This is a genomic window from Arthrobacter sp. UNC362MFTsu5.1, assembly GCF_000685965.1.
In the GTDB taxonomy this organism is placed as follows: domain Bacteria; phylum Actinomycetota; class Actinomycetes; order Actinomycetales; family Micrococcaceae; genus Arthrobacter.
Window position 1 is genome coordinate 68,830 of the sequence record NZ_JMLE01000019.1, and the last position, 24,721, is coordinate 93,550.

The following is a 24,721-nucleotide window of genomic DNA, read 5'->3' on the forward strand; positions in this document are numbered from 1 at the left end:
GACCTCATCCCACGCCTTGGGCCATTCCCAGGCTGCTTCCTTGCTCGGTCGAGGGGCTGGTCCGGATCGACGAACCCTCCATCGAAGAAGTTCTGGTTCTGAAGTCAGCCACGAAATTGAGCGAAATAGCCGACAGCCCTCCTCTCCTCACCACGGACCGGAATTCCCTCAGTCTGGTCTACTCTTGCGCGCCAACAGTGAAGACTAAGCTACTCCCAGTTCCTGCACGCCCACCACAGTCCAAGCGAAGCACGCACCCACTGAACATCCGACGGAGGTATACGTAGAGGAAGGCACAGTCAGCGGAAGTCACGCTGCTAAGGGTGTCGTGTTTGCTGCCTCATCATGCGGCGATCACGTCCTGGCCCTTCCCGAGAATACCTGTACAACTGAGCAAATGTGCGCCTTGGTTCCACGTGAAACAACATGGCAATCCGTTCACGCAACAGTTGAACCCATCTTCGCCACTCCCTAGAATCTCACAAAGGGAGACGAATCCGTTTCGTCCGACTCGGCGAGAGGGGCTCTGCAGAAGCCCCAAAGACCCTCCATGTTTGCCAGGAAAGACAAACTGTCATGCGCCGACGATGTGCCCCGGCTGTAAGAATCTGTCCTAAACGGCGTCCATAACCGGACCCTTCTGGATGCACTGCCCCCTTTCTACCTCTACAAACACAACGCCGGCGACACCCACACCAGAATGCATGGCGATAACAAGCCGATATGGTGTTGCTGCCGCAACCCAGCGAACCGTCTCCGAATGAATCGAAAGACCGAAATCTCAAGATCAACTGGCATCGGCAACTTCACTCGCCGAAGACAACCCGATCAGATCCCGACCTTGCCACATCTCGGTTTCGCCCAGGCGGCACCAGGCCAGGCGGTGCCACGACAGAGCCGAGGTGGGCATTCAGAGCCATTCACGCCACATTCCGGTCGTCGGGCGCTCTATGGGCCCGATCTGGCTCGCATACTACGGTCCTGTCAGAGTTCTCTAGCGTTGAAGCCCAAGCGCCGTAGAACGGCACTCCGGGCCGTTTGGGCCCGTGCCAAGGACGCGCGGGCGACCCTTAGGACACATAAGTCCACATATGGGAGCACAGCAACGATCTCGAAAGCGGCGGGCTCCGCAATGGATAACCTGCGGTTGGCGACAGACCACGGGCTGGCGCCCCTACGTCATAGGCTGCCGGCCACATAGGGGTCCCCTGAAACCTAAACTCGATGCGAACCAGGCACTACCGACTGCTACTTTCGGAGCTGCCTCGCCAACAAGGGGCAGAGGACAAACAAAAAAGAGGGCCTGTTTCACGTGAAACAGGCCCTCTCCGTTTGCTTAGATCTAGTTCTCAGATCCAGGTGAAAGAACTTCCATGATTCGGTTCAAGTCTTCCACGCTGGCAAATTCGATACTCACGCGGCCTTTTCGGGCACCAAGGGAGATCTTTACATTCGTATCCAGTCGATCCGACAAGGACGATGCAAGGTAGTCAAGGCGTTCATGACGAGCGCCTGGACGGGGGACATTGTTCTTGGAGGTGGTTGCCGGACTCTGATACAGAGTGACAGCTTCCTCGGTTGCCCGAACGGACATTCCCTCCGCGACAATCTTCTGTGCCAGGCGTTCCATGGCCGCTGCATCGGGAAGGGCAAGCAATGCCCGTGCGTGACCTGCGGACAGCACACTCGCGGCGACCCTTCGCTGGACCAGCGGCGGCAGCTTCAGGAGGCGCAAGGTGTTCGAAACCTGCGGGCGGGAACGGCCGATTCGATCCGCGAGCTGCTCATGAGTCGTACCGAAGTCCTCCAGCAGCTGCTGGTAGGCGGCCGCTTCTTCAAGGGGATTCAGCTGGCTGCGGTGCAGGTTTTCGAGGAGTGCATCTCGAAGCAGGTCATCATCGGTGGTGTCCCGGACGATTGCAGGGATGGTTTCCAGCCCTGCGGCCTGTACTGCACGCCACCGACGCTCACCCATGACGAGCTCAAACGGTTCGCCACCCTTTTCGGTTGACGTCCGGACCACAATTGGCTGAAGAACGCCGATTTCGCGGACGGAGTGAACCAGCTCCGCCATGTCGTCCTCATCGAAGACGGAGCGGGGCTGTTTGCGGTTCGGGTGAATGTCGCCGACCGGAATTTCCGCGAACCTGACGCCCGGGACTTCTACCAGTTCAGGTCCGGCATCGGTGACAATTGCAGCCGCTGATGAAGCCGCCTCTTCCTCGTCGGGTTTCTCCGCATCGGCAGGCTTGGCCGCGGACTTCCGGGCAGGAGCCTTGGATTCAGCCGGAACCTTCGACTCAGACGGCGATGCGCTGCCGACAGACTTTTTGGGTGCCGGGGAAGCCGGCGCTGGCGTTTCCTCTTCCACGGGAACGGCAGCGGCCGTGGACGTCTTGCGTGCCTCGGGAAAGAACAAGTCCACTGGTCGTGAAGGCGCTGTGCCGTTGCCGGAAGCGTTAGCCGGAGCGGAACTTGGAATGAGTGCGCCAAGACCACGACCGAGGCCGCGTCGCTTATCGCTCATGGATAAATCCCTCCAATGGAAGAGCCCGGCAGACCCGGCTCTGGCTAGTGCAATTGTTGAAAATTCTAACGTTCAGCGATTTCGGCTGCGGCTTCCAAGTAGGACAGTGCACCGCTGGAGGAGGGGTCGTACGTCATCACAGTCTGCTGGTAACTGGGAGCCTCGGAGATCCTGACCGATCGCGGCACCACGGCACCGAGGACCTGGTCCGGGAAGTGCTGACGAACTTCGGCTGCCACCTGCGCGGCCAGGTTCGTCCGGCCGTCATACATGGTGAGAAGAATGGTGGAAACAACCAGCTCTGCATTGAGGTGCTTCTGGATCATCTCAATGTTCTTCAGCAGTTGGCTGAGGCCTTCCAGAGCGTAGTACTCGCACTGGATGGGAATCAGGACCTCGTTGGCGGCGCAGAAGGCGTTGACCGTCAGAAGGCCAAGGCTCGGCGGGCAGTCAATGAAGATGTAGTCAAGACGGGCCTCGCCCGACTTCTCGCGTTCCTTGGCGTAAACATCAATCGCGCGTCGGAGCCGCTGCTCCCTGGCGACGAGGGAAACAAGCTCAATTTCAGCGCCGGCCAGGTGAATGGTGGCGGGTGCACAGATCAGGTTGGCGATGTCGGGGCACGGGGCCACCACGTCTTTGAGGGGAACGTCGTTGATCAGGACGTCATAGATGCTGTCGACGTCCGCATGGTGTTCGATGCCCAGTGCCGTGGAGGCGTTCCCCTGGGGATCGATGTCGATGACCAGGACATTCAACCCGGCGGCAGCAAGGGCAGCGGCAATGTTGACCGTGGTGGTTGTCTTGCCGACCCCGCCCTTCTGGTTCGACACCGTGAAGATACGTGTCTTCTCCGGCTTGGGAAGCTGCCGTCCAATCAACCGTTCGCGGCGTTTGTTTTCATGGGCCAGGTCCCGGGCAATCGGGCTCGAGTCATCAATGGTGTCCATGATGTTTCCGCTGACCGAGTCAGTTTCACGTGAAACTGCCGCGGACTTGGACCGGTTTGTAACCGAATTCAGGTGATTCCACGAATCCGTGGGCGCAATTGAGGGCGCAACCATGGCCCGTGCGGACCCCAGGGACACGAACGGGGGGATCCGCTGTGTGGAGGCTTCGCTACTGGTCACTGTGACACACTCACTCTCATTCGGCTTTTTCTGCCGTTCACTAGCCTAACTGGTTCCCCCAAAAGTCCTGCGGCACCGGGCCAGCGGTTAGGCAATCTTTTGCGTCTTATTAACGATGATTCGGACCACAGTGGTGGGTTCCTCGAGGATGTCCTCGCCGACTACCACTACGGACGTCTGTACGCCGCCGAGCTTGCGGATCGCTTTGGCAGCCTTCTCGATCTCTTCCCCGGCGCTGCGTCCTTTGATAGCCACAACCTCGCCCTTACCAGCGAGCAGGGGGATCGTCAGGCCGGCAAGGTTGGACAGAGCCGACACCGCACGGGCGGTGACAACGTCGGCATTCACCATACCCACGGCCAGTTCAGCGCGCGTGCGCATGACCGTAACGTTGCTCAGCCCGAGGTCGTCCACAACCTCCTGAAGCCAGATCACCCGGCGTTCCAGCGGTTCGATGAGGGTCAGTTCGAGGTCCGGCCGCGCAATTGCCAAACACAGTCCCGGCAGTCCGGCACCGCTTCCAACATCCGCAACATGGCTGCCTTTAGCAATTTCCCGCTCGATCACGGCGCAGTTCAGAACGTGCCGGCTCCAGAGCCTGGGAATCTCCCGCGGTCCGATAAGGCCACGTTCAGTACCGGACGTGGCCAGGTGCTCCACGTAGCGCTTGGCCAGCTCGAGGCGATCGCCAAAGATGGCCTCAGCCGCCTTCAGTTCGGCGTCGGTAATGTCAACCATTGTCAGCGTCCCGGAATCTTCAGTCTGCGGAGACAACGATGTGCCTCCCGGCACCTTCGCCTTCGGATTCGCTGACGAACCCGAGATCGGCCACAGCGTCGTGGACAATCTTCCGCTCGTAGGCGCTCATCGGCTCCAGTGCCACAGCCTGACCGGATTCCTTCACGGAAGCCACGGCGTCCTCGGCGATCTTCTGCAGGTGGCCTGCGCGCTCCTGGCGGTATCCGTTGATGTCCAGCACCAAGCGGGAACGGTTCTCGGTGGCGGAAAGGACCGAAAGCCGGGTCAGCTCCTGCAGAGCTTCGAGCACTTCACCGTCGCGTCCAACGAGGCTTTCAAGGCCTGCAGATTCTTCCTCTGCCACGATGGAAATGTAGGTCCGTCCGTTGCGGACCTCGATGTCGATATCTCCGTCAATGTCGGCGATGTCCAGCAGTTCTTCCAGGTAGTCGGCTGCGACGTCGCCTTCTTCTTCCAACCGGCTGGCCGAAGACCCCTTGCCTGCATCCTGGATCTCATCCTGGGCGTCGTCCTTGTCTTCAATGGCCTCGGCGGAAACGGCGTTTTCGGTGCTATCGACAGACATTACTTCTTCTTCCTGTTCTTACGTTGTGGCTGGATGCGCTGGCTCTTGGCCTCGGCGACCGCGGCAGCAGCGGCAGCTTCAGCCTCGACGTCGGCCTTCTTACCTCCCAGAATGGGCAGGGCCGGAAGGCCCTTGGCGGCACGGCGCTCGGCGAGGGCCTTGGCGGCGGGGGATCCCGGCGTCGGCATGCGGCGGATGACGAAGAACTGCTGGGCCATGGTCCAGAGGTTGGTGGTGGTCCAGTAGATGAGGACACCGATGGGGAAGTTAATGCCACCCACGCCAAAGACGATCGGCAGGATGTAAAGCATCATCTTCTGCTGGCGCATGAACGGGCTGGCCATCGCCTCCTCGGACATGTTCTTGGCCATGATCTGCTTCTGCGTGATGAACTGCGACGCCGTCATGGCCAGGATCATCACGATCGAGAGCGTCCAGACGGCCACCACGTTGCCGCCCGCAGGTGTGCCGTGAAGCAGGGTGGCGGACAGCGGAGCACCGAAAATGCTCGACTCATCGAACTGGACAACTTGTTCGTGGCTCATGGCGCCAATGCCGGCACCCTTATCGCGGGCCGCCGTGATGCCGGACAGCACCTGGAACAGGGCGAAGAAGAAGGGCATCTGGATCAGCATGGGCAGGCAGGCCGAGAACGGGTTGGTCCCGTGCTTCTTGTACATGGCCATCTGTTCCTGGGCCATGGCCTGGCGGGACAGCTGGTCCGTCTTGCCCTTGTACTTGTCCTGCAGCTTCTTCAGGTCCGGCTGCAGGAGCTGCATTCCGCGCTGGGCCTTGATCTGCTTGACGAACACGGGGATCAGGGCGGCACGAATGACCAGCACCAGCCCGATGATGGACAGCGTCCAGGTCCAGCCGTTCGCCGCCGGCAGGCCAATGGTGCTCAGTCCCTCATGGAAGCCCACCATGATGATGGACACGAGCCACTTGAACGGAAACATGATTGTTTCAAAGAAGTCCATACGATATCCCTATTCGTCAGGCCGCAGTGCGGCCTTCTCCATCAGTCTGAGCAGCCAGGTACTTGTCCGGGTTGTTCAGCACAACAATTGTGGGGGTCCGGTTTTCGGGCCAGTGGCGGTGACCGGCGGGGACATGGTCCACTCCGCCGGCGTTCCAAGGATGACAGCGCAACAGGCGCCGGGCCGCAAGCCAGCTTCCCTTGACGGCGCCATGCACCGTGATTGCCTCGAGGGCGTACGCCGAGCACGAAGGAAAGAAGCGGCAGACCTGACCGTACAAGGGCGAAATCACCTTGCGGTAGGCCTTCAGCAGCAGAATGAGAAAGTTGCGGGGCAGGTTCCAGAGCACTGTGCCCACCAGGACCGCTGCCGGTTTGAGGAAGTGGACGACGGCGGCAATGGAGTTACGCACGCGGTGTCCCTTCCTGTGTTGTTTCCCGTGAAACCGCTGACGCGGCCCGAGGAAGGCGGCCGCCCAGCCGTTTCATGGTCGTTTCCAGAGCGGCATTGTAATCTGCCAGCAGTTGGTCCCAACTGGCAGCCGCGGCCGCAGGCAGTGCCCGGACCACAATGGCGAACCCGGTACCGTATTCCTGCAACGACAAAGCGCCGGCTTCCCTCAGTCTCCTCTTAACGAGGTTCCTGACAACAGCGTTCCCGACACTCTTGGAAACGATGAATCCGATCCGGCTTGGTTCGTCAGCAGCAATAGCTACCGTATATAACACTACGTTCCGGCGTCCATTGCGGACGCCGGAACGTACAGTTGTTGAAAAATCGGTTGAAGTCCTCAGACGGTTCCTGGTGGCTAGCACCGTTAAACTCGCAAAGGGATGTTGACCGACGAGTCAGTGTATTTAGGCCGACAGTTCGGTGCGGCCCTTGCCACGACGGGCTGCCAGGATGGCACGGCCGGCACGGGTACGCATACGAAGGCGGAAGCCGTGCTTCTTGGCTCGACGGCGGTTATTCGGCTGAAAAGTCCGCTTGCTCACGTTAGTTACTCCAGTGGATCAAAGGTGCGCCCACCCGATCAAAAAGGGGAAGAACTGGCCGACGCTAAGTTTTGTATGTGCACACGCTGCCCTCGGCTCGTAGGACGCGAACGTCAGAGAGATTCAAATGAGGTCGAAAAGCGGACACAAAGGACTTCACAACGTTAGGCCAAAAAGCATCCGGTAGTCAAACCGGGCTGCCCCTCACTGCCCTGCACCTGCTGTGGTTAACCTCAGCCCACAGCCTGTGGATGAAGTGGCTCACAGGGCCCGTTTTCGAACCACAACGGTGTAATTATCCACAAGGCTCTACCCAGCTATCTTCTAGGCTTTTCATCCCCTAGAGTGGCTCAGTAGCCGATTATCCACGCTCTGTGCATAACCCTGTGGATATAAGCCGGAACCAGCCCCTGGTTCAGGACTTGTGGCTGCAGGTAATGCAGGCAAGCAAGTTTGAGGAACTGATTGATGACAGTAGACGAAGCCAACCACGCGAATACTGTCGGAAGTTCCTGGCGGCGGGTTGTGAGCCTTCTGGAGCAGGACCACCGGGTTTCACCCCGGCAGCGCGGCTTCGTAATCCTCGCCCAGGCGCAAGGACTGATCGGTTCAACCCTCCTGGTCGCTGTGCCCAACGAACTCACCCGCGAAGTCCTGCAGACGCAGGTCAAGGAAGCCCTTGACGATGCCCTGCACAACGTCTTTTCCGACGACATCCGCTGCGCCATCGACGTCGACACCGATCTGGTGCCCCTCCATGTGGAGCCGGAACCCGCCGTCGAACTTTCCCTCGCAACCGATCCCATGGTGGAGCAGAAGCCGCAGCCCATGCTGCCGAGCACTTCCCATGAATTCGGCAGGCTCAACCCGAAGTACGTCTTCGACACGTTCGTGATCGGTTCCTCGAACCGGTTTGCGCATGCGGCCGCCGTCGCCGTCGCCGAGGCACCGGCCAAGGCCTACAACCCGCTGTTCATCTACGGTGACTCGGGTCTGGGAAAAACCCACCTGCTGCACGCGATCGGACACTACGCCCGCCGGCTCTACAGCGGCATCCGCGTCCGCTACGTCAACTCCGAAGAATTCACCAACGACTTCATCAACTCCATCCGGGACGATGAAGGCACCAGCTTCAAGACCACGTACCGCAACGTGGATGTGCTGCTGATTGATGACATCCAGTTCCTGGCCGGCAAGGACCGCACGCTGGAGGAGTTCTTCCACACGTTCAACGCGCTCCACAACAACAACAAGCAGGTTGTCATCACCTCGGACCAGCCGCCCAAGCTGCTGGCCGGATTCGAAGACAGGATGAAGTCCCGTTTCGAGTGGGGCCTGCTGACCGACATCCAGCCGCCCGAGCTGGAAACCCGGATCGCGATCCTCCGCAAGAAGGCCCTCAGCGAAGGTCTGTCTGCACCGGATGACGCCCTGGAGTACATCGCGTCCAAAATTTCCAGCAACATCCGTGAACTTGAGGGCGCACTCATCCGGGTCACGGCCTTCGCCAGCCTGAACCGGCAGCCGGTGGACGTTGCCCTCGCCGAGATGGTCCTCAAGGACCTCATCACGGACGACGGCGCCCAGGAGATCACGTCGGCGCAGATCCTGACCCAGACAGCTGACTACTTCAAGCTCAGCATGGAGGAGCTCTGCAGCAAGTCCCGGACCCGCACCCTGGTGACCGCACGCCAGATCGCCATGTACCTGTGCCGGGAGTTGACGGACATGTCGCTTCCGAAGATCGGCCAGGAGCTCGGCGGCAGGGACCATACCACCGTGATCCACGCAGACCGCAAGATCCGTGAACTGATGGCCGAGCGCCGTGTGATCTACAACCAGGTTACGGAGCTGACCAACCGGATCAAGCAGCAGCAGCGGGATTCCTAAGCCCGGCTTCGCCTCCGCCTCCTTACCTTATTAACAGGCACATGTGGATAAGCCTGTGGATAGTTAAGGGGACAACCGCGGTTAATGGGCTTAAAACCCTTAAGGCATCTGTGGATCAGCGAAACGGCCGAAAAAGTTGTCCCCATCCACACCCTGTTTAAAACCTGCGTCGCCCACAGCGGATGAACAGGGCTTAACCGCGGAATCGTGCCGTGAAACAGGGTTATCCACAGTTTCCACAGCAGTTATTAACACTACTAATCCCAAAAAATTGAAATTCCCTCAAACAACAATCTCGTTCCCACCCCCGGACAGCCTCGTGGCCTCGGCCACGAAGGGCCGGCGTCCCGGCCGGGGATGGGGAAAACGGGAATCTTCCGGCTAAGCTGTCAGCAGCGCTCCCATCCTTGGGTCTGTTTGTGGTTCAGCAAGCGCGGACCATGCAGGTTCCGGTGTCCGGGGGCAAGGTTTTCGAACTCCCTGCGGGAGTTCCCGTTCAGAAAATGGCAGCAGCAATGAAAGGCGGCACCCTTCCGTGAAGTTCAGAGTCGAACGGGACGTCCTGGCAGAAGCCGTCACATGGACCGCCCGGTCGTTGTCTCCGCGGCCGCCGGTTCCGGTGCTTTCCGGGCTCCTTCTCAAGGCTGAGGCCGGCACGGTCAGCCTCTCGAGCTTCGACTACGAAACCTCGGCCCGGCTTGAAATCCCGGCTGATATCAGCGTTGAAGGCACCATTCTGGTCTCCGGCCGCCTCCTTGCGGACATCTGCCGAAGCCTGCCGTCGGCCCCTGTTGAGGTCGAAACCGACGGCAACAAGGTCACGCTCACCTGCCGTCGCAGCAGCTTCCACCTGGCCACCATGCCCGAGGCGGAGTACCCGCCGCTGCCCGCGCTGCCCACCATCAGCGGAACAGTTCCGGGTGACTCCTTCGCCCAGGCCGTGTCCCAGGTGATCATCGCCGCCAGCAAGGACGACACCCTTCCGATCCTCACGGGCGTTCGGATGGAGATCGAAGACGATCTCATCACCCTCCTCGCTACGGACCGCTACCGTCTGGCCATGCGCGAAGTGCCGTGGAAGCCCGTTACCCCCGGGATCTCCACCAGCGCCCTGGTCAAGGCCAAGACCCTCAACGAAGTTGCCAAAACTCTCGGCAACAGCGGCGACATCAACCTCGCCCTCGCCGACGATGACAGCCGGCTGATCGGATTCGAAAGCGGCGGACGCACCACCACGTCCCTGCTGGTGGACGGCGACTACCCCAAAATCCGTTCGCTGTTCCCGGATGCCACACCGATTCACGCAACTGTCCAGACCCAGGAACTGGTCGAAGCCGTCCGGCGCGTCTCCCTCGTTGCCGAGCGCAACACCCCGGTCCGGCTGGCGTTCACCGAAGGCCAGCTCCACCTCGACGCCGGCACCGGCGAGGACGCCCAGGCGTCGGAAGAATTGGAAGCACAGCTGACCGGCGATGAGATCACGGTTGCGTTCAACCCGCACTACCTCATCGAAGGCCTCAGCGTCATCGAAACCAAGTACGTCCGGTTCTCCTTCACCACGGCACCCAAGCCCGCCATGATCACGGCACAGGCCGACGCCGACGGCGAAGACCAGGACGACTACCGTTACCTGGTCATGCCGGTGCGCCTCCCCAACTAGGTAGCAGCTGATGTCGTTATGGGCAGCCAAAACGACATCTAATGCGACCCCGTTGGGCCCGCCATCGCAGCCCCTCCACCACACCAGCGCAGAAAAGAGTTCCTACCGTGCACATCGGACTGATCGGCCTTGGAAAAATGGGTTTCAACATGCGCGAGAGGCTGCGCAAGGGGGGCATTGAGGTCACGGGCTTCGACCGCAACCCTGACGTCACGGACGTCGCCACCGTGGACGAGCTCATCGCAGTCGTTCCGGCTCCGCGCGTCGTCTGGGTCATGGTTCCGGCCGGCGAAATCACTGATGCGGTGATCACCGAACTGGGTTCCAAGCTCGACGCCGGCGACCTGGTGATCGACGGCGGCAACTCCCGCTTCACGGAAGACCAGAAGCATGGTGCCGCGCTGGCCGAGAAGGGCATCCGGTTCGCTGACTGCGGTGTGTCCGGCGGAGTCTGGGGCCTGCAAAACGGTTACGGACTGATGGCCGGCGGCGATGCCGCCGACATCGAACGGGCGATGCCCGCATTCGATGCGCTCCGTCCCGAAGGCGACCGCGCGGACAGCTTCGTCCACGTTGGCGGCATCGGTGCAGGCCATTACGCGAAGATGGTGCACAACGGCATCGAGTACGGGCTGATGCAGGCCTACGCGGAAGGCTATGAGCTGCTGGCCGCCAAGGACATCGTGACCGACCTGCCGGGAACCTTCCGCGCCTGGCAGAAGGGGACCGTTGTCCGCTCCTGGCTGCTGGACCTTATGGTGAAGGCACTGGACGAGGACCCGGGCCTGGCCTCGATCGATGACTACGTCGAGGATTCCGGGGAAGGCCGCTGGACCGTTGAGGAGGCAATCGCCAACGCCGTTCCTGCCCCGGCCATTACAGCTGCGCTGTTTGCGCGTTTCTCCTCCCGCGAGGACAATTCCCCGGCCATGAAGATGGTGTCCGCCCTGCGGCACCAGTTCGGCGGGCATGCCACCCGCCCGGCCAAGTAGCAGCAGTCCGAGCAGTCCGAGCAGTCCGGGAATCCTGAAGACGGCGTGTACCTAGAAAAGCTTTCGCTGACCGATTTTCGCAGCTATGCCCAGGTGGACCTCTCCTTCGAACCCGGAGTGACGGTCCTCGTGGGGTACAACGGCATCGGCAAGACCAACCTCATGGAGGCCATCGGGTACCTGGCCACGCTGAGTTCACACCGTGTCAGTTCGGATGCTCCGCTTCTGCGCTTTGGTACCGAACGGGCACTGATCCGGGCCAAGCTGGTTCGGGGCGAGCAGTCCACTGTGCTGGAACTGGAAATCAACGGAAGCCGTGCCAACCGCGGACGCATCAACCGCAGCAACCCAGTCCGTGCCCGGGACATCCTGGGCATCTGCCAGACGGTGCTTTTTGCGCCGGAGGACCTTGCCCTGGTGAAGGGTGATCCCTCCAACCGCCGGCGTTTCCTGGACGAGTTGCTGGTCAGCCTCATGCCGCGGCATTCCGCCACGCGGACTGATTATGATCGTGTGCTCAAGCAGCGCAACGCCCTTCTCAAATCAGGCCGGACCGGTAAGTTCACTGCCGGGCACGAGGCAACCCTGGATGTGTGGGACCAGCACATGGCCAAGGCCGGTGCCGAACTGCTGCACGCCCGGCTGGAACTGGTGGAAAGAATCCGGCCCCACCTGAGAGAGGCTTACGCGCAGTTGACCGACGGGTCCAAGGAAGCGGACGCGATCTACCGGTCCACGCTCCAGGACATGATGGACGACGACGGCGCCAGCCCGGGTTTCGCCGCGGAACCCGCCGCCGTCGAACGCGTCGAAGACCTCCGGGAACTGTCCGTTGAGGACCTGACCGAACGCTATGTGCAGGCTTTTGCGGCCTCCCGGCGCAAGGAACTGGAACGGGGCGTTTCCCTGGTGGGTCCGCACCGGGACGACGTCGAACTCATCCTCGGCGAAGCGCCGGCCAAGGGGTATGCCTCGCACGGCGAAACATGGTCCATGTGCCTCTCCCTGCGGCTGGCGTCCTACTACGTGATGCTCGATGACGCCCGCACAGGCGGGTCCGCACCGATCCTCATCCTCGACGATGTGTTTGCCGAACTCGACGTCCAGCGGCGGCGTAAACTGGCGGCAATAGTATCCGGCGCCGAACAGGTGCTGGTCACCGCCGCCGTCGACGCCGACATACCGGAAGAACTGGCCGGGCGGCGGGTGAAGGTGGTCCCCGGAGGAATCGATGAGTCGGAATCCCGATGAGTAAGGATGCTGGCGGCCTGCAGCCGGGCCGCGATCCGGACGAAATAGATGCGCCCCAGGCGGCGCTTAACCGGATGCGCGAAGCTGCCGCTGCCCGCGGCGAAATCCGGCGCAAGTCCCCGCTGCCCGGAGGCGGAGCCAAGAAGCCGGAACGCAGCGCCGGCGGAACACGGGGATTCACCCAGTTCCACGGCACGGGCCGCGACCCGTTGGGCCTGGGGAAAGTGGTGGGACGCCTCGTGGCCGAACGGGGCTGGACTTCGCCGGTTGCCGTCGGATCCGTGATGGCCGAGTGGAGCACGCTCGTTGGCCCTGAAATTTCGGCACACTGCACGCCGGAAAGCTTTACCGACACCACGCTCCACGTGCGGTGCGACTCCACCGCGTGGGCAACCCAGTTGCGCCTGCTCAGCTTCAGTCTCCTCGAGAAATTCCGGAGCGAACTGGGCGAAGGCGTCGTGACCAAGATCCAGGTCCTCGGGCCTGCGGCGCCTAGCTGGCGGAAGGGCGGACGGACAGTCAACGGCCGCGGTCCCCGGGATACTTACGGATAGCAACCGGCTGTGGCGGCCCGCCGGATTTCCGCGGCCGCCGTCCCCGACCCTTGAAAAATGGCCAAACGGCGTGTAGGGCGCTCTAACGCCCCTGGGCCGTATAGGAACCCAGAGACGGTACCCCTGGAGCCTTGCAGGCGGGGCCAATGGCCTGTCAGCACCATATTCCCGCGCGTTTGCGGCCCTGGAATGCGGGATTACGCTCTCCAGCACGGTAGAATCGGGGTAGATAACTGGGCGCCGGTGAAACGTTGACTGAGTCCGTTTTTCGGCGCTTTTCCTGCGGCCGGGGCACGGTTCCGCCAGTCAACGAAGTAATCGGCGTTATCAGTGACGTGCCTGTTGGCAGGAGCCTCTTCTATCGGAGACGGTGACGGCCGGCCATACGAATACAGAGGAGTCGAAAGCGCCTGTGGCTAACGACAATGCAGATATCCCGGCAGTGGAACCCGCAGCTGAGGATGCCCGTACAACTGATGCGCCGGCGGAGGCAGCCGAACGCAAGGGATACGGTGCGAGCGACATCACCGTCCTTGAAGGACTGGAAGCTGTTCGGAAACGTCCCGGCATGTATATCGGGTCCACGGGACCCCGCGGACTCCACCACCTTGTGTATGAAGTGGTGGACAACTCCGTGGATGAGGCCTTGGCAGGCTACTGCACCCACATTGAGATTGTTCTCCAGGCCGACGGCGGCGTCAAAGTGGTTGATGACGGCCGCGGCATCCCGGTGGACATGCACCCCACCGAGCACAAGCCCACGGTTGAGGTTGTAATGACCATCCTGCACGCCGGCGGAAAGTTCGGCGGCGGCGGATATGCCGTTTCCGGCGGCCTCCACGGCGTGGGTATTTCAGTGGTGAATGCCCTCTCCAGCCGGGTGGATACCGAAGTCCGGCGCCAGGGCCATGTCTGGCGGATGTCCTTCGCCGACGGCGGCAAGCCCCAGGGCAGCCTGGTCCAGGGTGAAGAGACAGACCAGACCGGGACCACCCAGACCTTCTACCCGGACGCCAGCATTTTTGAGGTCACGGAATTCGACTTCGAGACGCTTCGTGCCCGGTTCCAGCAGATGGCGTTCCTCAACAAGGGCCTGCGCATCACGCTGACGGACGAACGCCGCGTTGCCCAGGAAGGCTCGGAGGACGAGGACCTGGATCTCGACGCCGTTCCCACCGAGGGTGAAGTGGCCGCCGAATTCCGCACGGTTGTGTACCAGTACGACGACGGCCTGCTGGACTACGTGAAGCACCTTAACTCCGGCAAGAAGGTTGATGTTGTCCACGAGGACGTCATCGCCTTCGAAACCGAGGACAAGGAACGGAAGATCGCCCTGGAAATGGCGATGCAGTGGACCAATGCGTACTCTGAAAGCGTCCACACCTATGCCAACACCATCAACACCCATGAGGGCGGCACCCACGAAGAGGGCTTCCGGGCCGCGATGACGTCGCTCATCAACCGCTACGCGCGCGAGAAGAACATCATCAAGGAAAAGGATGACAACCTCACCGGTGATGACATCCGTGAAGGACTCACCGCCGTCATTTCCGTGAAGCTGGCGGAACCGCAGTTTGAAGGCCAGACCAAGACCAAACTCGGCAACTCCGAGGTCAAGGGCTTCGTCCAGCGCGTGGTCACCGACGGCCTGGGTGACTGGCTGGAGCGCAATCCCGGTCCGGCACGCGATGTGATCCGCAAGGCGATTTCCGCAGCCCAGGCCCGGATGGCAGCCCGCAAGGCCCGCGACAACGCGCGCCGCAAGAGCCCGCTGGAGTCCTTCGGCATGCCGGGCAAGCTCTCCGACTGCTCGTCCAAGGACCCGGAGAAGTGCGAGGTCTACATCGTGGAGGGCGACTCCGCCGGCGGTTCCGCCAAGCGCGGCCGCAACCCCGAAACGCAGGCCATCCTCCCGCTGCGCGGCAAGATCCTGAACGTGGAACGGGCACGGCTGGACAAGGCCCTCGGCAACAACGAGGTCCAGTCCATGATCACGGCATTTGGTACGGGTATTGGCGAGGACTTCGACCTGAGCAAGCTCCGGTACCACAAAATCGTCCTCATGGCCGATGCCGACGTTGACGGGCAGCACATCACGACGCTGCTGATGACGCTGCTGTTCCGGTACATGCGCCCGCTGATTGAAAACGGATACGTATACCTGGCCCAGCCGCCGCTGTACCGCATCAAGTGGTCCAATGCTCCGCACGACTACGTCTACAGCGACCGCGAACGCGATGCCCGGCTTGTTGCCGGCCAGGCCGCCGGGCGCCGCATCCCGAAGGACAACGGCATCCAGCGCTACAAGGGCCTTGGCGAGATGGACTACACGGAACTGTGGGACACCACCATGGACCCCGACCACCGCACACTCCTGCAGGTCACCATGGACGACGCCCTCGCGGCTGACCAGATCTTCACCGTGCTGATGGGCGAGGACGTTGAATCACGCCGAAACTTCATTCAGCAGAACGCCAAGGATGTCCGGTTCCTGGATATCTAGAGCTCCACAAGAGCCTAAATATCCCTGAAGCGACATATACCTGAAACGGAAAATATAGACTATGAGTGACGAAACACCCGAGGTTCCCGCGGACTCCGCCGGACCCGTCGAGCCCGTCCTGGAGGGCGATGTGCTGGTGGACCGCGTGGAGCAGGTGGATCTGCAGACGGAAATGCAGCGGTCCTACCTGGACTACGCCATGGCCGTTATTGTCGGCCGCGCGCTGCCGGACGTCCGCGACGGCCTGAAGCCAGTCCACCGCCGCGTTCTCTACGCCATGTTCGACGGCGGCTACCGCCCGGACCGCTCCTTCAACAAGTGCGCCCGTGTGGTGGGCGAGGTCATGGGCCAGTACCACCCGCACGGCGACACAGCCATCTACGATGCCCTGGTCCGCCTGATCCAGGACTGGACCATGCGCTACCCATTGGCGCTGGGGCAGGGGAACTTCGGTTCGCCGGGAAACGATGGCGCGGCTGCACCGCGGTACACGGAAACGAAGATGGCCCCGCTGGCCATGGAAATGGTCCGGGACATCGACGAGGAAACCGTCGATTTCCAGGACAACTATGACGGCAAGAACCAGGAACCCACCATCCTGCCGGCCCGGTTCCCCAACCTGCTGGTCAACGGCTCCTCGGGTATCGCCGTCGGCATGGCCACGAACATTCCGCCGCACAACCTCCGCGAGGTTGCCGACGGCGTGCAGTGGTACCTGGCCAACCCGACGGCAAGCCGCGAAGAGCTGCTGGAAGAACTCCTGCTCCGGATTAAGGGACCGGACTTCCCGACCGGCGCCACGATCCTGGGCCACAAGGGCATCGAGGACGCCTACCGTACGGGCCGCGGCTCCATCACGATGCGCGCCGTGGTGAATGTTGAGGAACTCCAGGGCCGCACCTGCCTGGTGGTCACGGAGCTGCCGTACCAGGCCAACCCGGACAACCTGGCCATCAAGATCGCCGAACTCGTCAAGGACGGGAAGATCTCCGGCATCGCCGACCTCCGTGACGAGACCTCGGGCCGCACCGGGCAGCGGCTGGTGATCGTGCTCAAGCGTGATGCCGTGGCCAAGGTAGTGCTGAACAACCTCTACAAGCACACCCAGCTGCAGGACAACTTCGCCGCCAACATGCTGGCGATTGTGGACGGCGTCCCGCGGACGTTGAGCCTCGATGCCTTCATCCGGCACTGGGTCGCCCACCAGATGGACGTCATCGCCCGCCGGACCCGGTACCGCCTGCGCAAGGCCGAGGAAGAAGCGCACATCCTGCGCGCCCTCCTCAAGGCCCTGGACATGCTGGACGAGGTCATTGCCTTGATCCGTGCGTCCAACACCACCGAAGCTGCCAGGGACGGCCTGATGCAGTTGCTGGACATCGATGAGCTGCAGGCACGGGCCATCCTGGACATGCAGCTCCGAAGGCTGGCAGCACTGGAACGCCAGAAGATCCAGGACCGCCACGCCGAACTCGAAGCCCTGATCGCAGAGTACAACTCGATCCTGGCCTCCGAGGAGCGGCAGCGGGAGATCATCAGCACCGAACTTTCCGAGATCGTGGCCAAGCACGGGGATGACCGCCGCACGAAGATCCTGATGGGCTTCGACGGTGACATGTCCATGGAGGACCTGATCCCCGAAGAGGAAATGGTGGTCACCATCACGCGCGGCGGCTACGTCAAGCGCACCCGCAGTGACAACTACCGCTCACAGCAGCGCGGCGGCAAGGGGATCAAGGGTGCCCAGCTGCGTGGGGACGACGTCGTGGAGCATTTCTTCGTCACCACGACGCACCACTGGCTGCTGTTCTTCACCAACCTGGGGCGCGTCTACCGGGCCAAGGCCTACGAACTCGTGGAAGCGGGGCGTGACGCCAAGGGCCAGCATGTGGCCAACCTGCTGGCCTTCCAGCCGGATGAGCACATTGCCCAGGTCCTGGATCTCCGGGACTACCAGCACGCTCCTTACCTGGTGCTGGCCACCAAGCGGGGCCTCGTCAAGAAGACCCGCCTGGAGGACTACGACACCAACCGCTCCGCCGGCGTGATCGCCATCAACCTGCGCGACGGCGATGAACTCGTCTCCGCCCAGCTGGTTTCGGAAACTGACGACCTCATGCTGGTTTCACGAATGGGCCAGTCCATCCGCTTCACGGCCACGGACGATGCACTGCGGCCCATGGGCCGTGCCACGTCAGGCGTGACCGGCATGAAGTTCCGCGAGGATGATGAACTGCTGGCCGCTGACGTCGTCAAGGACGGCTCGTTCGTCTTCATCGTCACCGAGGGCGGCTACGCCAAGCGGACCGCGGTGGAGGAATACCGCCTCCAGGGCCGCGGCGGGCTCGGCATCAAGGTTGGAAAATACCAGGAAGAGCGGGGCCACCTCGTAGGTGCCCTCATCGTCCAGGAAGAGGACGAAGTCCTCGTGGTTATGGAAGGCGGAAAGGTGGTCCGTTCCTCGGTGGCCGGAGTGCCTGCCAAGGGCCGCGACACCATGGGCGTCATCTTCGCGAAGCCGGACAAGAACGACCGCATCATCGAGGTGGCGCGGAACAGTGAACGCGGCCTGGAGGGCGAGGAGGCGGAAGCCACCGACCCGGAAAACCCGGCTGAAAGCCCGGCAGCCGCCGGGGATGACGTAACGTTGGCTGAAGGTGCCGGATCACATGATGGGTCCGCAGAGGCAGATTCAGCACCGGCCGTGGAATCCGACGAGTCATCGGACGACGCTGAGCTGGACGAAGAAAATACCGGAGGTAACGAGTGAGTAATTCCGACTCATATCCCAAGCCGAACAGCAACACTCCCGGCGGGATCAGGCAGCCGGCGTCCGCTCCGCGCGTGAACGCCCCCGTACGTCCCCAGCAGCGGCCGTCGACGCCGGGTGCTCCGGCGCAGCGCCCGGTGGTCCCCGGCCAGCGTCCGGCACAGGGGCAGCGCCCCGGTGTTCCGGGCCAGGCCCCCCAGGGCCAGCGGCCCGGCGTGCCCGGTCAGCGACCCGGCCAGGGCTCCGCTCAGGGTGCCCCCGGCCTGGTCAAACCGGCCCCGAAGGCCAAGGTCCGCCGTGCGCGCCTCCTCGTCAGCAAGGTGGACCCCTGGTCCGTGCTGAAGATGGCCTTCCTGCTGTCCGTAGCCCTGGGCATCGTGACAGTCGTTGCGGCCATCGTCCTGTGGACCGTGCTGGACCTGACGGGCATCTTCGACCAGGTGGACAGCCTGCTCGGAACGCTGGCCGGATCCGAAGGCGGCGGGTTCGAACTGAAGAAGGTTGCCTCGCTGGGCCAGGTCGCTTCCTTCGCGGTCATCATCGCCGTGGTGAACGTGGTCCTGCTGACCGCACTGTCGATGCTCTCAGCCGTGCTGTACAACATTTCCGCCACCCTCGTGGGTGGCATCGGCGTGACCCTCACGGACGATTAGTCCGCGGATTTTCACCGGAAATCCACCGGTGAAATGCCTCGATTTGAGATCGGGCCGGGATGTGCTGTAAAGTCATGTCTCGGCCCGATGAGGCATCGGGGCGTATAGCTCAGGCGGTTAGAGCGCTTCGCTGATAACGAAGAGGTCCCAGGTTCAAGTCCTGGTACGCCCACGGAACCTGCACAGGTTTTGAAAATGGTTCGGGTAAAACCGAACCGGAACGGGGTGCATGTGAAGAAGTTGCTGGTTGTTGCAGTAGCTATCGCAGGCGCGCTGCTCTTCAAGAAAGTGCAGGAATCCGAAGCCCGGAAAACGGTCTGGAGCGATTCGACTGACACAGTCGAATAGTCCGGATCCTGGTGCGGACGCTGGTCAGAAGCGTTCCGGAACTAGGGTATGATTGACGGGTTGCTTCTTATGGGGGCATGGCGCAATTGGTAGCGCACCTGCTTTGCAAGCAGGGGGTTCGGGGTTCGAGTCCCCGTGCCTCCACCATAAGAAAGGCCCCGGAATGCGGAAACGCAGTCCGGGGCCTTTTGCTTTGCCCGCCAGGCAGTCCGGCAGTCCGGCACCCGCCAGGCAGTCAGGCAGTCCGGCAGTCCGGCAGCCCGCCAGGCAGTCAGGCGCCGTCCCGGCCCCTCATGTCCCGGCCACTAGTGTTGGAACGGTGAACTTCTTCCTCGCCGCTTTAGGGGTCCTGGGTGTGGCCTCTTCCGGTCCCCTCATTGCCGCTACGCTGGGCGCCACCTCTGTCAGCGCCCTGGCCATCGCCTTCTGGCGCAACGCCATTGGAGCCGCTGTCATGGCCTCGCCGGTCCTGGTGACCAATCCACGGCAGTTCGGCCGGGTGACGCCCCGCGAGTTCCGCTGGGCGGTCCTGGCCGCCGTCGCCCTGGCACTGCACTTCGCCTGCTTCATCACATCCCTCCAGCTCACCTCGGTAGCGGCGGCTACAGCGCTTGTCTGCCTCCAGTCGGGCTGGATCGCGGTCTTCCAGCTGTTCCGGGGCGTACGGCACCGCTGGCAGGTTCTGGTGGGCCTGGGAATGGCCTTCGGCGGCGTCGTGGCCATCACCGGCTTCGACATGGGCACCTCCCCGGACGCCTTGCTGGGAGACCTCCTGGCGGTGGCGGGCGGCGCCCTGGCGGGCCTCTACACCCTCGCGGGCGGCAAGGCTCGGGAGACCATGGGCACCGGCACCTACACAACGCTTTGCTACGGCATGTGCGCGGCCGTGGTGGCGCTCCTTGCCTTGATCTCCCGGCAGCCGCTGGTGGGCTTCGAGGCAGCCGGCTGGCTGGGAATCGTAGCCATCACCGTGTGCGCGCAGCTGGTGGGGCACACGGCGTTCAACCATTTGCTGGCCACCATGAGCCCGCTGCTGGTGTCCATGATCATCCTGCTGGAGATTCCCGGTGCCGCGCTGCTGGCGGCTGTGTTCCTGGATGAGAGCCTGCCGGGCGGCACCTACGCCGGCCTGGCGCTGATCCTGGTCGGGCTCGCCGTCGTGGTGGCAGGCCAGCGGCGCAGAAGGCCGGAACGGCCCGGCGAGGCCCGGGTGGCGGAGCTGGGCACGGACTGAGGCCCGGAAAGGGCCGGGCCGACGCTACTGGCCGCCGCGGCGCACCGGCTGGGCGGAGCTGACCGTGTGGATGGCGCGCAGGAGTTTGGCCGGGAAGTAGACGGAGAAGAACACCACCATCGGTGCCTTGAGGGCCATCTTTTTGACGTTGTGGGCCTTGTACGTCCGGTCGAACCTGGTGACGTAGTACCGGTAGTCGCGAGGAGAATCCTCGAGGCGGCGGGCGGACATACCGGAGACCATCTGGGGCCAGTACTGGATACGCAGGTCATGGTCGGCCAGGTGCAGGGACAGGTCGATGTCCTCGTGCATCTCGTCCTTCTCATCCCGGCAGGTTTCTCCGCGGATGGTTTCCCAAGCCGAGCGGCGCAGCGCCATGTTCGAGCCAAAGAGGAAGTGGTACTGGTGTTTGGCCAGCTTGAGCATCAGCTGGCGCATCTTGTCATCGGCCTTCAGGCCGAAGCGGCGCATCGGCATGTCGTAGTACACCACCGGACCGGTGGCTGCCTGGACGGAAGGATCAAGGAAGGCTTTCTGGACCTGTTCCACCCAGTCCGGTTCCACCACGGAGTCCGCGTCGATCCGGCCCAGTATGTCGCCGGTGGCGTGGTTGAGGCCGAAGTTACGGGTGGGAATGAGGCCCTGGGACCTGTCCTGGGTGAGCAGGATGATGGGGCTCTCAGGGTATTCCTGCTGCATCTGGCTGACGATGTCGGCCGTGCGGTCCTTGGACATGTTGTCCACAACAATGATCTCCGTGGCCGGCACCGACTGGTAGATGGCCGCAATAAGGCACTGCCTGATGACGCTGGCCTCGTTATATGCCGGTATGACGATGGATACGCCCGGCATAAGCGCAGCGTCGTGCGAGGCATCCTCGGCGGATCTATCGGGTGACATCACCACAAATTTAGCACCCTTAGGCGTCCCAGCCCGGGACGGCGGGTGAAGGTACGGGAAACAACGGAGGAGCCCCGCACATTTTGCGTGCGGGGCTCCTCCGTTGTTGTACCGGCCGGCGCGGCCGGGCTTTACGTGTCGGTGGGCTTTGCGGCACCGTTGTTCATGCTGGACGCGATGTTCTTCACGGCAGTCTTGGCGTCCGTGGCAACGGCGGCTGCCTGGTCCTTGGCGTCCTCGGCCGCTTCATCAGCCTTCGCAGCGGCGTCGCCGGATGCTGCAGCAACAGAGTCAGCTGCGTCAACAGCCTTCTCACCGGCGGTGGCGGCCGTGGCACTCACGTCGTTGACGGTTGTGGCCGGAACGGGCGCGGGCGTCACAGGAGCAGGTGTCTTCCAGGGATCCTCCACGGGCTTGGAAGCCTTCCACGCGGCCACACCGGCGGCGACGGCTGCGGCGATGACGCCGAAAATCAACAGTCCGCGGTGCTTGGGCTTCTGCGGCTTGGCCACCTCACCGGTAACAACGCGCGTGGCCTCCGCGGCAGCAGCCTTGAGTTGGTGGCCTGCGGCCTGGGCCTGATCCTGAATGGAGTGCACAACGCCGGAGTCCGCAAGCCTCTGGGCTACGGCATCCACATGGGAGGGAGCGCTTTCCAGCGTGCGGTGTACGGCCTCCGAAGCGTGGCCGATCTGGTCCGAGAGCCGCGGAAGGTATTCAACTACGACGCGGTCGCGGGCATTCAGGATCACCGGGGCGGCCTTGTCCAGCGCCTCGTGCAGACGCGGGGTGGCGCCGTCTACGGCATCGTGGATCTTCGGCGCAAGGTGCGCGAGACCGTCCTGGATGCGCGGCGTCACGGTGGCAACGCCGTCGGCCAGGTTGTGGGCTGCCGATTTGAGCCCCTCCTGGATCTTCGGGGAAGCGGTGTCAATACCGTGCTGCAGGCGGGGAACCGCCCAGTCGACGGCTGCTTCAACGCGGGGGGCTGCCCAATCCTTGGCGTTCTCTACCGCGCTGCTGACTGACTGCTCCAGGTCACGGGCAATACGATCCGATTTCTTCACAACTACCTCCCGATTAATGTGACGGTTCTGTTGTTAGCCTACGTGGATTGCCCCGCACCGGCTATTCATCAGGGCCATTTCCAGCCGATTTCACCTAGCGCGGAACTGCCCGGCAGGCCTGATGTGCAATAGCCCGACGTGGAACAATGGGCCTATGACTGCCATCGCAACTGCAAAAGCAACCATCCACACCAGCCTCGGCGACATCGTCGTCAACCTCTTCGGCAACCACGCGCCCAAGACGGTCAAGAACTTCGTCGGCCTGGCCACGGGCGAGCAGGCTTGGACCCACCCGGAAACCGGTGAGGACAAGACCGGCACCCCCCTGTACAACGGCACCATCTTCCACCGCATCATCAAGGACTTCATGATCCAGGCCGGCGATCCCCTCGGCCGCGGCGTGGGCGGACCGGGCTACAAGTTCGACGACGAAATCCACCCCGAGCTGACCTTCAACCAGCCCTACAAGCTGGCCATGGCCAACGCCGGCATCCAGATGGGCAAGGGCACCAACGGCTCGCAGTTCTTCATCACCACCATCCCCACCGACTGGCTGCAGGGCAAGCACAGCATCTTCGGCGAAGTTGCCGATGAGGAGTCCAAGAAGGTCGTTGACGCCATCGAAGGTGTCCGCACCGGCATGGGCGACCGCCCGGTCGAAGATGTCGTTATCAACAGCATCGACGTCGAGCAGCTCTAACACCCCATGAGTTACGGAATTCCGGCGGCCGAGCCGTCCGCGCAGATTCCGGTGTGCCCCAGGCACCCGGACAGGCCTTCCTATGTCCGGTGCCAGCGCTGCGGGCGCCCGGCATGCCCGGAATGCCAGCGGGCGGCCGCCGTCGGATTCCAATGCATTGACTGCGTCAACGAAACAAAACGTACGACGCCGGCAGCCAGGACCGTTTACGGCGGAACCGCTGTTGCCGGCCGGCCCCTGGTGACGTTCGGGATCATCGCGGCCTGCGCGCTGGTTTTTGTACTGCAGTGGATAGTCCCCAACGACGGGATTTACCAGAACTTCGCTTTCGCCACGGTCTACGCCACCCCCGAGTACGGGGTCTTCGAACCGTGGCGCATGCTGACCTCGGCGTTCCTCCACTCCCAAGGCTTCATCCTGCACATCGTGCTGAACATGTACATGCTGTGGATGTTCGGCCAGGCGCTGGAACCCCTCCTCGGGCGCATCCGCTTCCTGGCGCTCTACTTGCTGTCCGCCGTCGGCGGATCGGTCGGCTATCTCCTTCTGACGCCGACCTACACTCCGGGCCAGCCCCTCGCCGGAGTCGTGGGCGCCTCCGGCGCAATCTTTGGACTCTTCGGCGCCATGCTGGTGGTCCAGCGTCACCGCGGCGGTGACACAAAGCAACTGTGGGTACTGATCGCCATCAACGGCGTCATCGGCTTCATCGTCCCGCAGATTGCCTGGCAGGCCCACCTGGGCGGTTTGGTGACGGGCGCTGCCTGCGCCGCAGCCATCGCCTACGTTCCCCGTGGCCCGCAGCGCTGGCTCTGGCAGTCGGCCGGCCTGGTGCTGGTGCTGGCTTTGCTCGCCGGCGCCACCTGGCTGCGAATGGCCGGCGCCTAAACACGCCCCGCCTTCATACCCTCCTCCCCTCAGCACCCCAGCACGCCTGCCTCCGCGGCGCCTGCGCTCTCTCTGTCGCAGCCCGCGGTACTTCAGGCTGTGACGTGGTGTTGCGGGCGCTCCCCGCGGGGACCCTACCTGCCAATATCTGCACCCCGCCTGAGGGCACCGTAACCACCTCGTGCGCCGGCACCCTCGCCCTCTCCAAGAGTTTTCCACAGAGGTTATCCACACTGTTGGTAACTTACATGCTTGTAGTTCATCCCCCTTCCCCGGTGATGCCCTTGCCAGCTGGCGATTATCGACAGGGGTGGTCCACGTTGTCCACAACTGTGGATAACGTGGACCGGCGGGG

Annotated in this window: 22 protein-coding genes and 2 tRNA genes; 14 read left to right on the forward strand and 10 right to left on the reverse strand. The window is 62.6% G+C overall.

The window, feature by feature from the left end:
* Nucleotides 1–1,342 precede the first annotated feature (1,342 nt).
* From BS38_RS0116930 to rpmH, 8 genes are all read right to left on the reverse strand, one after another.
* Nucleotides 1,343–2,527 (reverse strand): ParB/RepB/Spo0J family partition protein, encoded by a 1,185-nt coding sequence (locus BS38_RS0116930; RefSeq protein ID WP_028271875.1) that lies wholly within the window; start codon nucleotides 2,525–2,527, stop codon nucleotides 1,343–1,345.
* Nucleotides 2,528–2,592: 65 nt separating this feature from the next.
* Nucleotides 2,593–3,657, reverse strand: a complete 1,065-nt coding sequence (locus BS38_RS0116935; RefSeq protein WP_081818950.1) for a ParA family protein — start codon at nucleotides 3,655–3,657, stop codon at nucleotides 2,593–2,595.
* A gap of 87 nt (nucleotides 3,658–3,744) precedes the next feature.
* Entirely contained in the window at nucleotides 3,745–4,395 is a 651-nt protein-coding gene (rsmG, locus tag BS38_RS0116940) for a 16S rRNA (guanine(527)-N(7))-methyltransferase RsmG (RefSeq protein ID WP_028271877.1), read from the reverse strand.
* Nucleotides 4,396–4,414: 19 nt separating this feature from the next.
* A complete protein-coding gene (locus BS38_RS0116945; protein WP_028271878.1) occupies nucleotides 4,415–4,981 on the reverse strand; it encodes a Jag family protein in 567 nt (188 codons plus the stop codon).
* Complete coding sequence (gene yidC, locus BS38_RS0116950; protein WP_028271879.1) at nucleotides 4,981–5,961, reverse strand: membrane protein insertase YidC; 981 nt, start codon at nucleotides 5,959–5,961, stop codon at nucleotides 4,981–4,983. Before yidC ends, BS38_RS0116945 begins: the two co-directional genes overlap by 1 nt.
* Before the next feature lie 16 nt (nucleotides 5,962–5,977).
* The gene (gene yidD, locus BS38_RS0116955) at nucleotides 5,978–6,373 is read right to left on the reverse strand and encodes a membrane protein insertion efficiency factor YidD (RefSeq protein WP_028271880.1); all 396 of its coding nucleotides are present in this window, start codon (nucleotides 6,371–6,373) and stop codon (nucleotides 5,978–5,980) included.
* Nucleotides 6,366–6,776, reverse strand: coding sequence for a ribonuclease P protein component (gene rnpA / locus BS38_RS0116960; RefSeq protein WP_028271881.1), 411 nt, complete (start codon nucleotides 6,774–6,776; stop codon nucleotides 6,366–6,368). The genes yidD and rnpA overlap by 8 nt, the downstream gene beginning before the upstream one ends.
* Nucleotides 6,777–6,818: 42 nt before the next feature.
* Complete coding sequence (gene rpmH, locus BS38_RS26825) at nucleotides 6,819–6,956, reverse strand: 50S ribosomal protein L34 (RefSeq protein ID WP_003800212.1); 138 nt, start codon at nucleotides 6,954–6,956, stop codon at nucleotides 6,819–6,821.
* Nucleotides 6,957–7,424: 468 nt separating this feature from the next.
* Here rpmH and dnaA point away from each other — a divergent pair, with 468 nt between their 5' ends.
* The 12 genes from dnaA to BS38_RS0117020 all read left to right on the forward strand — a co-directional run bounded on the left by dnaA (nucleotide 7,425) and on the right by BS38_RS0117020 (nucleotide 20,811).
* A complete protein-coding gene (dnaA, locus tag BS38_RS0116965; RefSeq protein ID WP_028271882.1) occupies nucleotides 7,425–8,846 on the forward strand; it encodes a chromosomal replication initiator protein DnaA in 1,422 nt (473 codons plus the stop codon).
* A gap of 535 nt (nucleotides 8,847–9,381) precedes the next feature.
* Complete coding sequence (gene dnaN, locus BS38_RS0116970; RefSeq protein ID WP_028271883.1) at nucleotides 9,382–10,506, forward strand: DNA polymerase III subunit beta; 1,125 nt, start codon at nucleotides 9,382–9,384, stop codon at nucleotides 10,504–10,506.
* Nucleotides 10,507–10,547: 41 nt separating this feature from the next.
* The gene (gene gnd, locus BS38_RS0116975) at nucleotides 10,548–11,498 is read left to right on the forward strand and encodes a phosphogluconate dehydrogenase (NAD(+)-dependent, decarboxylating) (RefSeq protein ID WP_156037165.1); all 951 of its coding nucleotides are present in this window, start codon (nucleotides 10,548–10,550) and stop codon (nucleotides 11,496–11,498) included.
* Between the two features lie 45 nt (nucleotides 11,499–11,543).
* A complete protein-coding gene (gene recF, locus BS38_RS0116980; RefSeq protein ID WP_028271885.1) occupies nucleotides 11,544–12,749 on the forward strand; it encodes a DNA replication/repair protein RecF in 1,206 nt (401 codons plus the stop codon).
* Nucleotides 12,746–13,303 carry a DUF721 domain-containing protein gene (locus BS38_RS0116985; RefSeq protein WP_028271886.1) on the forward strand — a complete coding sequence of 186 codons (558 nt, stop codon included), beginning with the start codon at nucleotides 12,746–12,748 and terminating at the stop codon, nucleotides 13,301–13,303. The genes recF and BS38_RS0116985 overlap by 4 nt, the downstream gene beginning before the upstream one ends.
* 412 nt (nucleotides 13,304–13,715) lie before the next feature.
* Nucleotides 13,716–15,806 carry a DNA topoisomerase (ATP-hydrolyzing) subunit B gene (gyrB, locus tag BS38_RS0116990; RefSeq protein ID WP_028271887.1) on the forward strand — a complete coding sequence of 697 codons (2,091 nt, stop codon included), beginning with the start codon at nucleotides 13,716–13,718 and terminating at the stop codon, nucleotides 15,804–15,806.
* A gap of 61 nt (nucleotides 15,807–15,867) precedes the next feature.
* Nucleotides 15,868–18,576 (forward strand): DNA gyrase subunit A, encoded by a 2,709-nt coding sequence (gene gyrA, locus BS38_RS0116995; protein ID WP_028271888.1) that lies wholly within the window; start codon nucleotides 15,868–15,870, stop codon nucleotides 18,574–18,576.
* Complete coding sequence (locus tag BS38_RS0117000; RefSeq protein WP_028271889.1) at nucleotides 18,573–19,229, forward strand: DUF3566 domain-containing protein; 657 nt, start codon at nucleotides 18,573–18,575, stop codon at nucleotides 19,227–19,229. Before gyrA ends, BS38_RS0117000 begins: the two co-directional genes overlap by 4 nt.
* A 98-nt stretch (nucleotides 19,230–19,327) precedes the next feature.
* A tRNA-Ile gene (locus BS38_RS0117005) sits at nucleotides 19,328–19,401 on the forward strand.
* Between the two features lie 23 nt (nucleotides 19,402–19,424).
* Nucleotides 19,425–19,577 carry a DLW-39 family protein gene (locus BS38_RS27665; protein WP_231511296.1) on the forward strand — a complete coding sequence of 51 codons (153 nt, stop codon included), beginning with the start codon at nucleotides 19,425–19,427 and terminating at the stop codon, nucleotides 19,575–19,577.
* 71 nt (nucleotides 19,578–19,648) lie between these two features.
* Nucleotides 19,649–19,724 (forward strand) — tRNA-Ala (locus tag BS38_RS0117015).
* 172 nt (nucleotides 19,725–19,896) lie between these two features.
* Complete coding sequence (locus BS38_RS0117020) at nucleotides 19,897–20,811, forward strand: DMT family transporter (RefSeq protein WP_028271890.1); 915 nt, start codon at nucleotides 19,897–19,899, stop codon at nucleotides 20,809–20,811.
* A gap of 24 nt (nucleotides 20,812–20,835) precedes the next feature.
* Here the strand turns inward: BS38_RS0117020 and BS38_RS0117025 are convergent, their stop codons facing one another.
* Both BS38_RS0117025 and BS38_RS0117030 read right to left on the reverse strand, forming a co-directional pair.
* Nucleotides 20,836–21,711 carry a glycosyltransferase gene (locus tag BS38_RS0117025; RefSeq protein WP_028271891.1) on the reverse strand — a complete coding sequence of 292 codons (876 nt, stop codon included), beginning with the start codon at nucleotides 21,709–21,711 and terminating at the stop codon, nucleotides 20,836–20,838.
* A gap of 131 nt (nucleotides 21,712–21,842) precedes the next feature.
* Entirely contained in the window at nucleotides 21,843–22,778 is a 936-nt protein-coding gene (locus BS38_RS0117030) for a hypothetical protein (protein ID WP_028271892.1), read from the reverse strand.
* A gap of 154 nt (nucleotides 22,779–22,932) precedes the next feature.
* Between BS38_RS0117030 and BS38_RS0117035 the strand changes: the two genes are divergently transcribed.
* Complete coding sequence (locus BS38_RS0117035) at nucleotides 22,933–23,478, forward strand: peptidylprolyl isomerase (protein WP_028271893.1); 546 nt, start codon at nucleotides 22,933–22,935, stop codon at nucleotides 23,476–23,478.
* A gap of 6 nt (nucleotides 23,479–23,484) precedes the next feature.
* On the forward strand, nucleotides 23,485–24,366 hold the full coding sequence (locus tag BS38_RS0117040; protein ID WP_028271894.1) for a rhomboid family intramembrane serine protease: 882 nt from the start codon (nucleotides 23,485–23,487) through the stop codon (nucleotides 24,364–24,366).
* Nucleotides 24,367–24,721: the final 355 nt, after the last annotated feature.

Coding starts and splice junctions, on each gene's coding strand:
- gyrA (WP_028271888.1), top strand. CDS start 15,868: ATGAGTGACGAAACACCCGAGGTTCCCGCGGACTCCGCCGGACCCGTC.
- BS38_RS0116945 (WP_028271878.1), bottom strand. CDS start 4,981: ATGTCTGTCGATAGCACCGAAAACGCCGTTTCCGCCGAGGCCATTGAA.
- BS38_RS0116985 (WP_028271886.1), top strand. CDS start 12,746: ATGAGTAAGGATGCTGGCGGCCTGCAGCCGGGCCGCGATCCGGACGAA.
- BS38_RS27665 (WP_231511296.1), top strand. CDS start 19,425: ATGGTTCGGGTAAAACCGAACCGGAACGGGGTGCATGTGAAGAAGTTG.
- rsmG (WP_028271877.1), bottom strand. CDS start 4,395: ATGGTTGACATTACCGACGCCGAACTGAAGGCGGCTGAGGCCATCTTT.
- gnd (WP_156037165.1), top strand. CDS start 10,548: ATGCGACCCCGTTGGGCCCGCCATCGCAGCCCCTCCACCACACCAGCG.
- BS38_RS0117035 (WP_028271893.1), top strand. CDS start 22,933: ATGACTGCCATCGCAACTGCAAAAGCAACCATCCACACCAGCCTCGGC.
- BS38_RS0116930 (WP_028271875.1), bottom strand. CDS start 2,527: ATGAGCGATAAGCGACGCGGCCTCGGTCGTGGTCTTGGCGCACTCATT.
- BS38_RS0117025 (WP_028271891.1), bottom strand. CDS start 21,711: ATGTCACCCGATAGATCCGCCGAGGATGCCTCGCACGACGCTGCGCTT.
- BS38_RS0117040 (WP_028271894.1), top strand. CDS start 23,485: ATGAGTTACGGAATTCCGGCGGCCGAGCCGTCCGCGCAGATTCCGGTG.
- dnaA (WP_028271882.1), top strand. CDS start 7,425: ATGACAGTAGACGAAGCCAACCACGCGAATACTGTCGGAAGTTCCTGG.
- yidC (WP_028271879.1), bottom strand. CDS start 5,961: ATGGACTTCTTTGAAACAATCATGTTTCCGTTCAAGTGGCTCGTGTCC.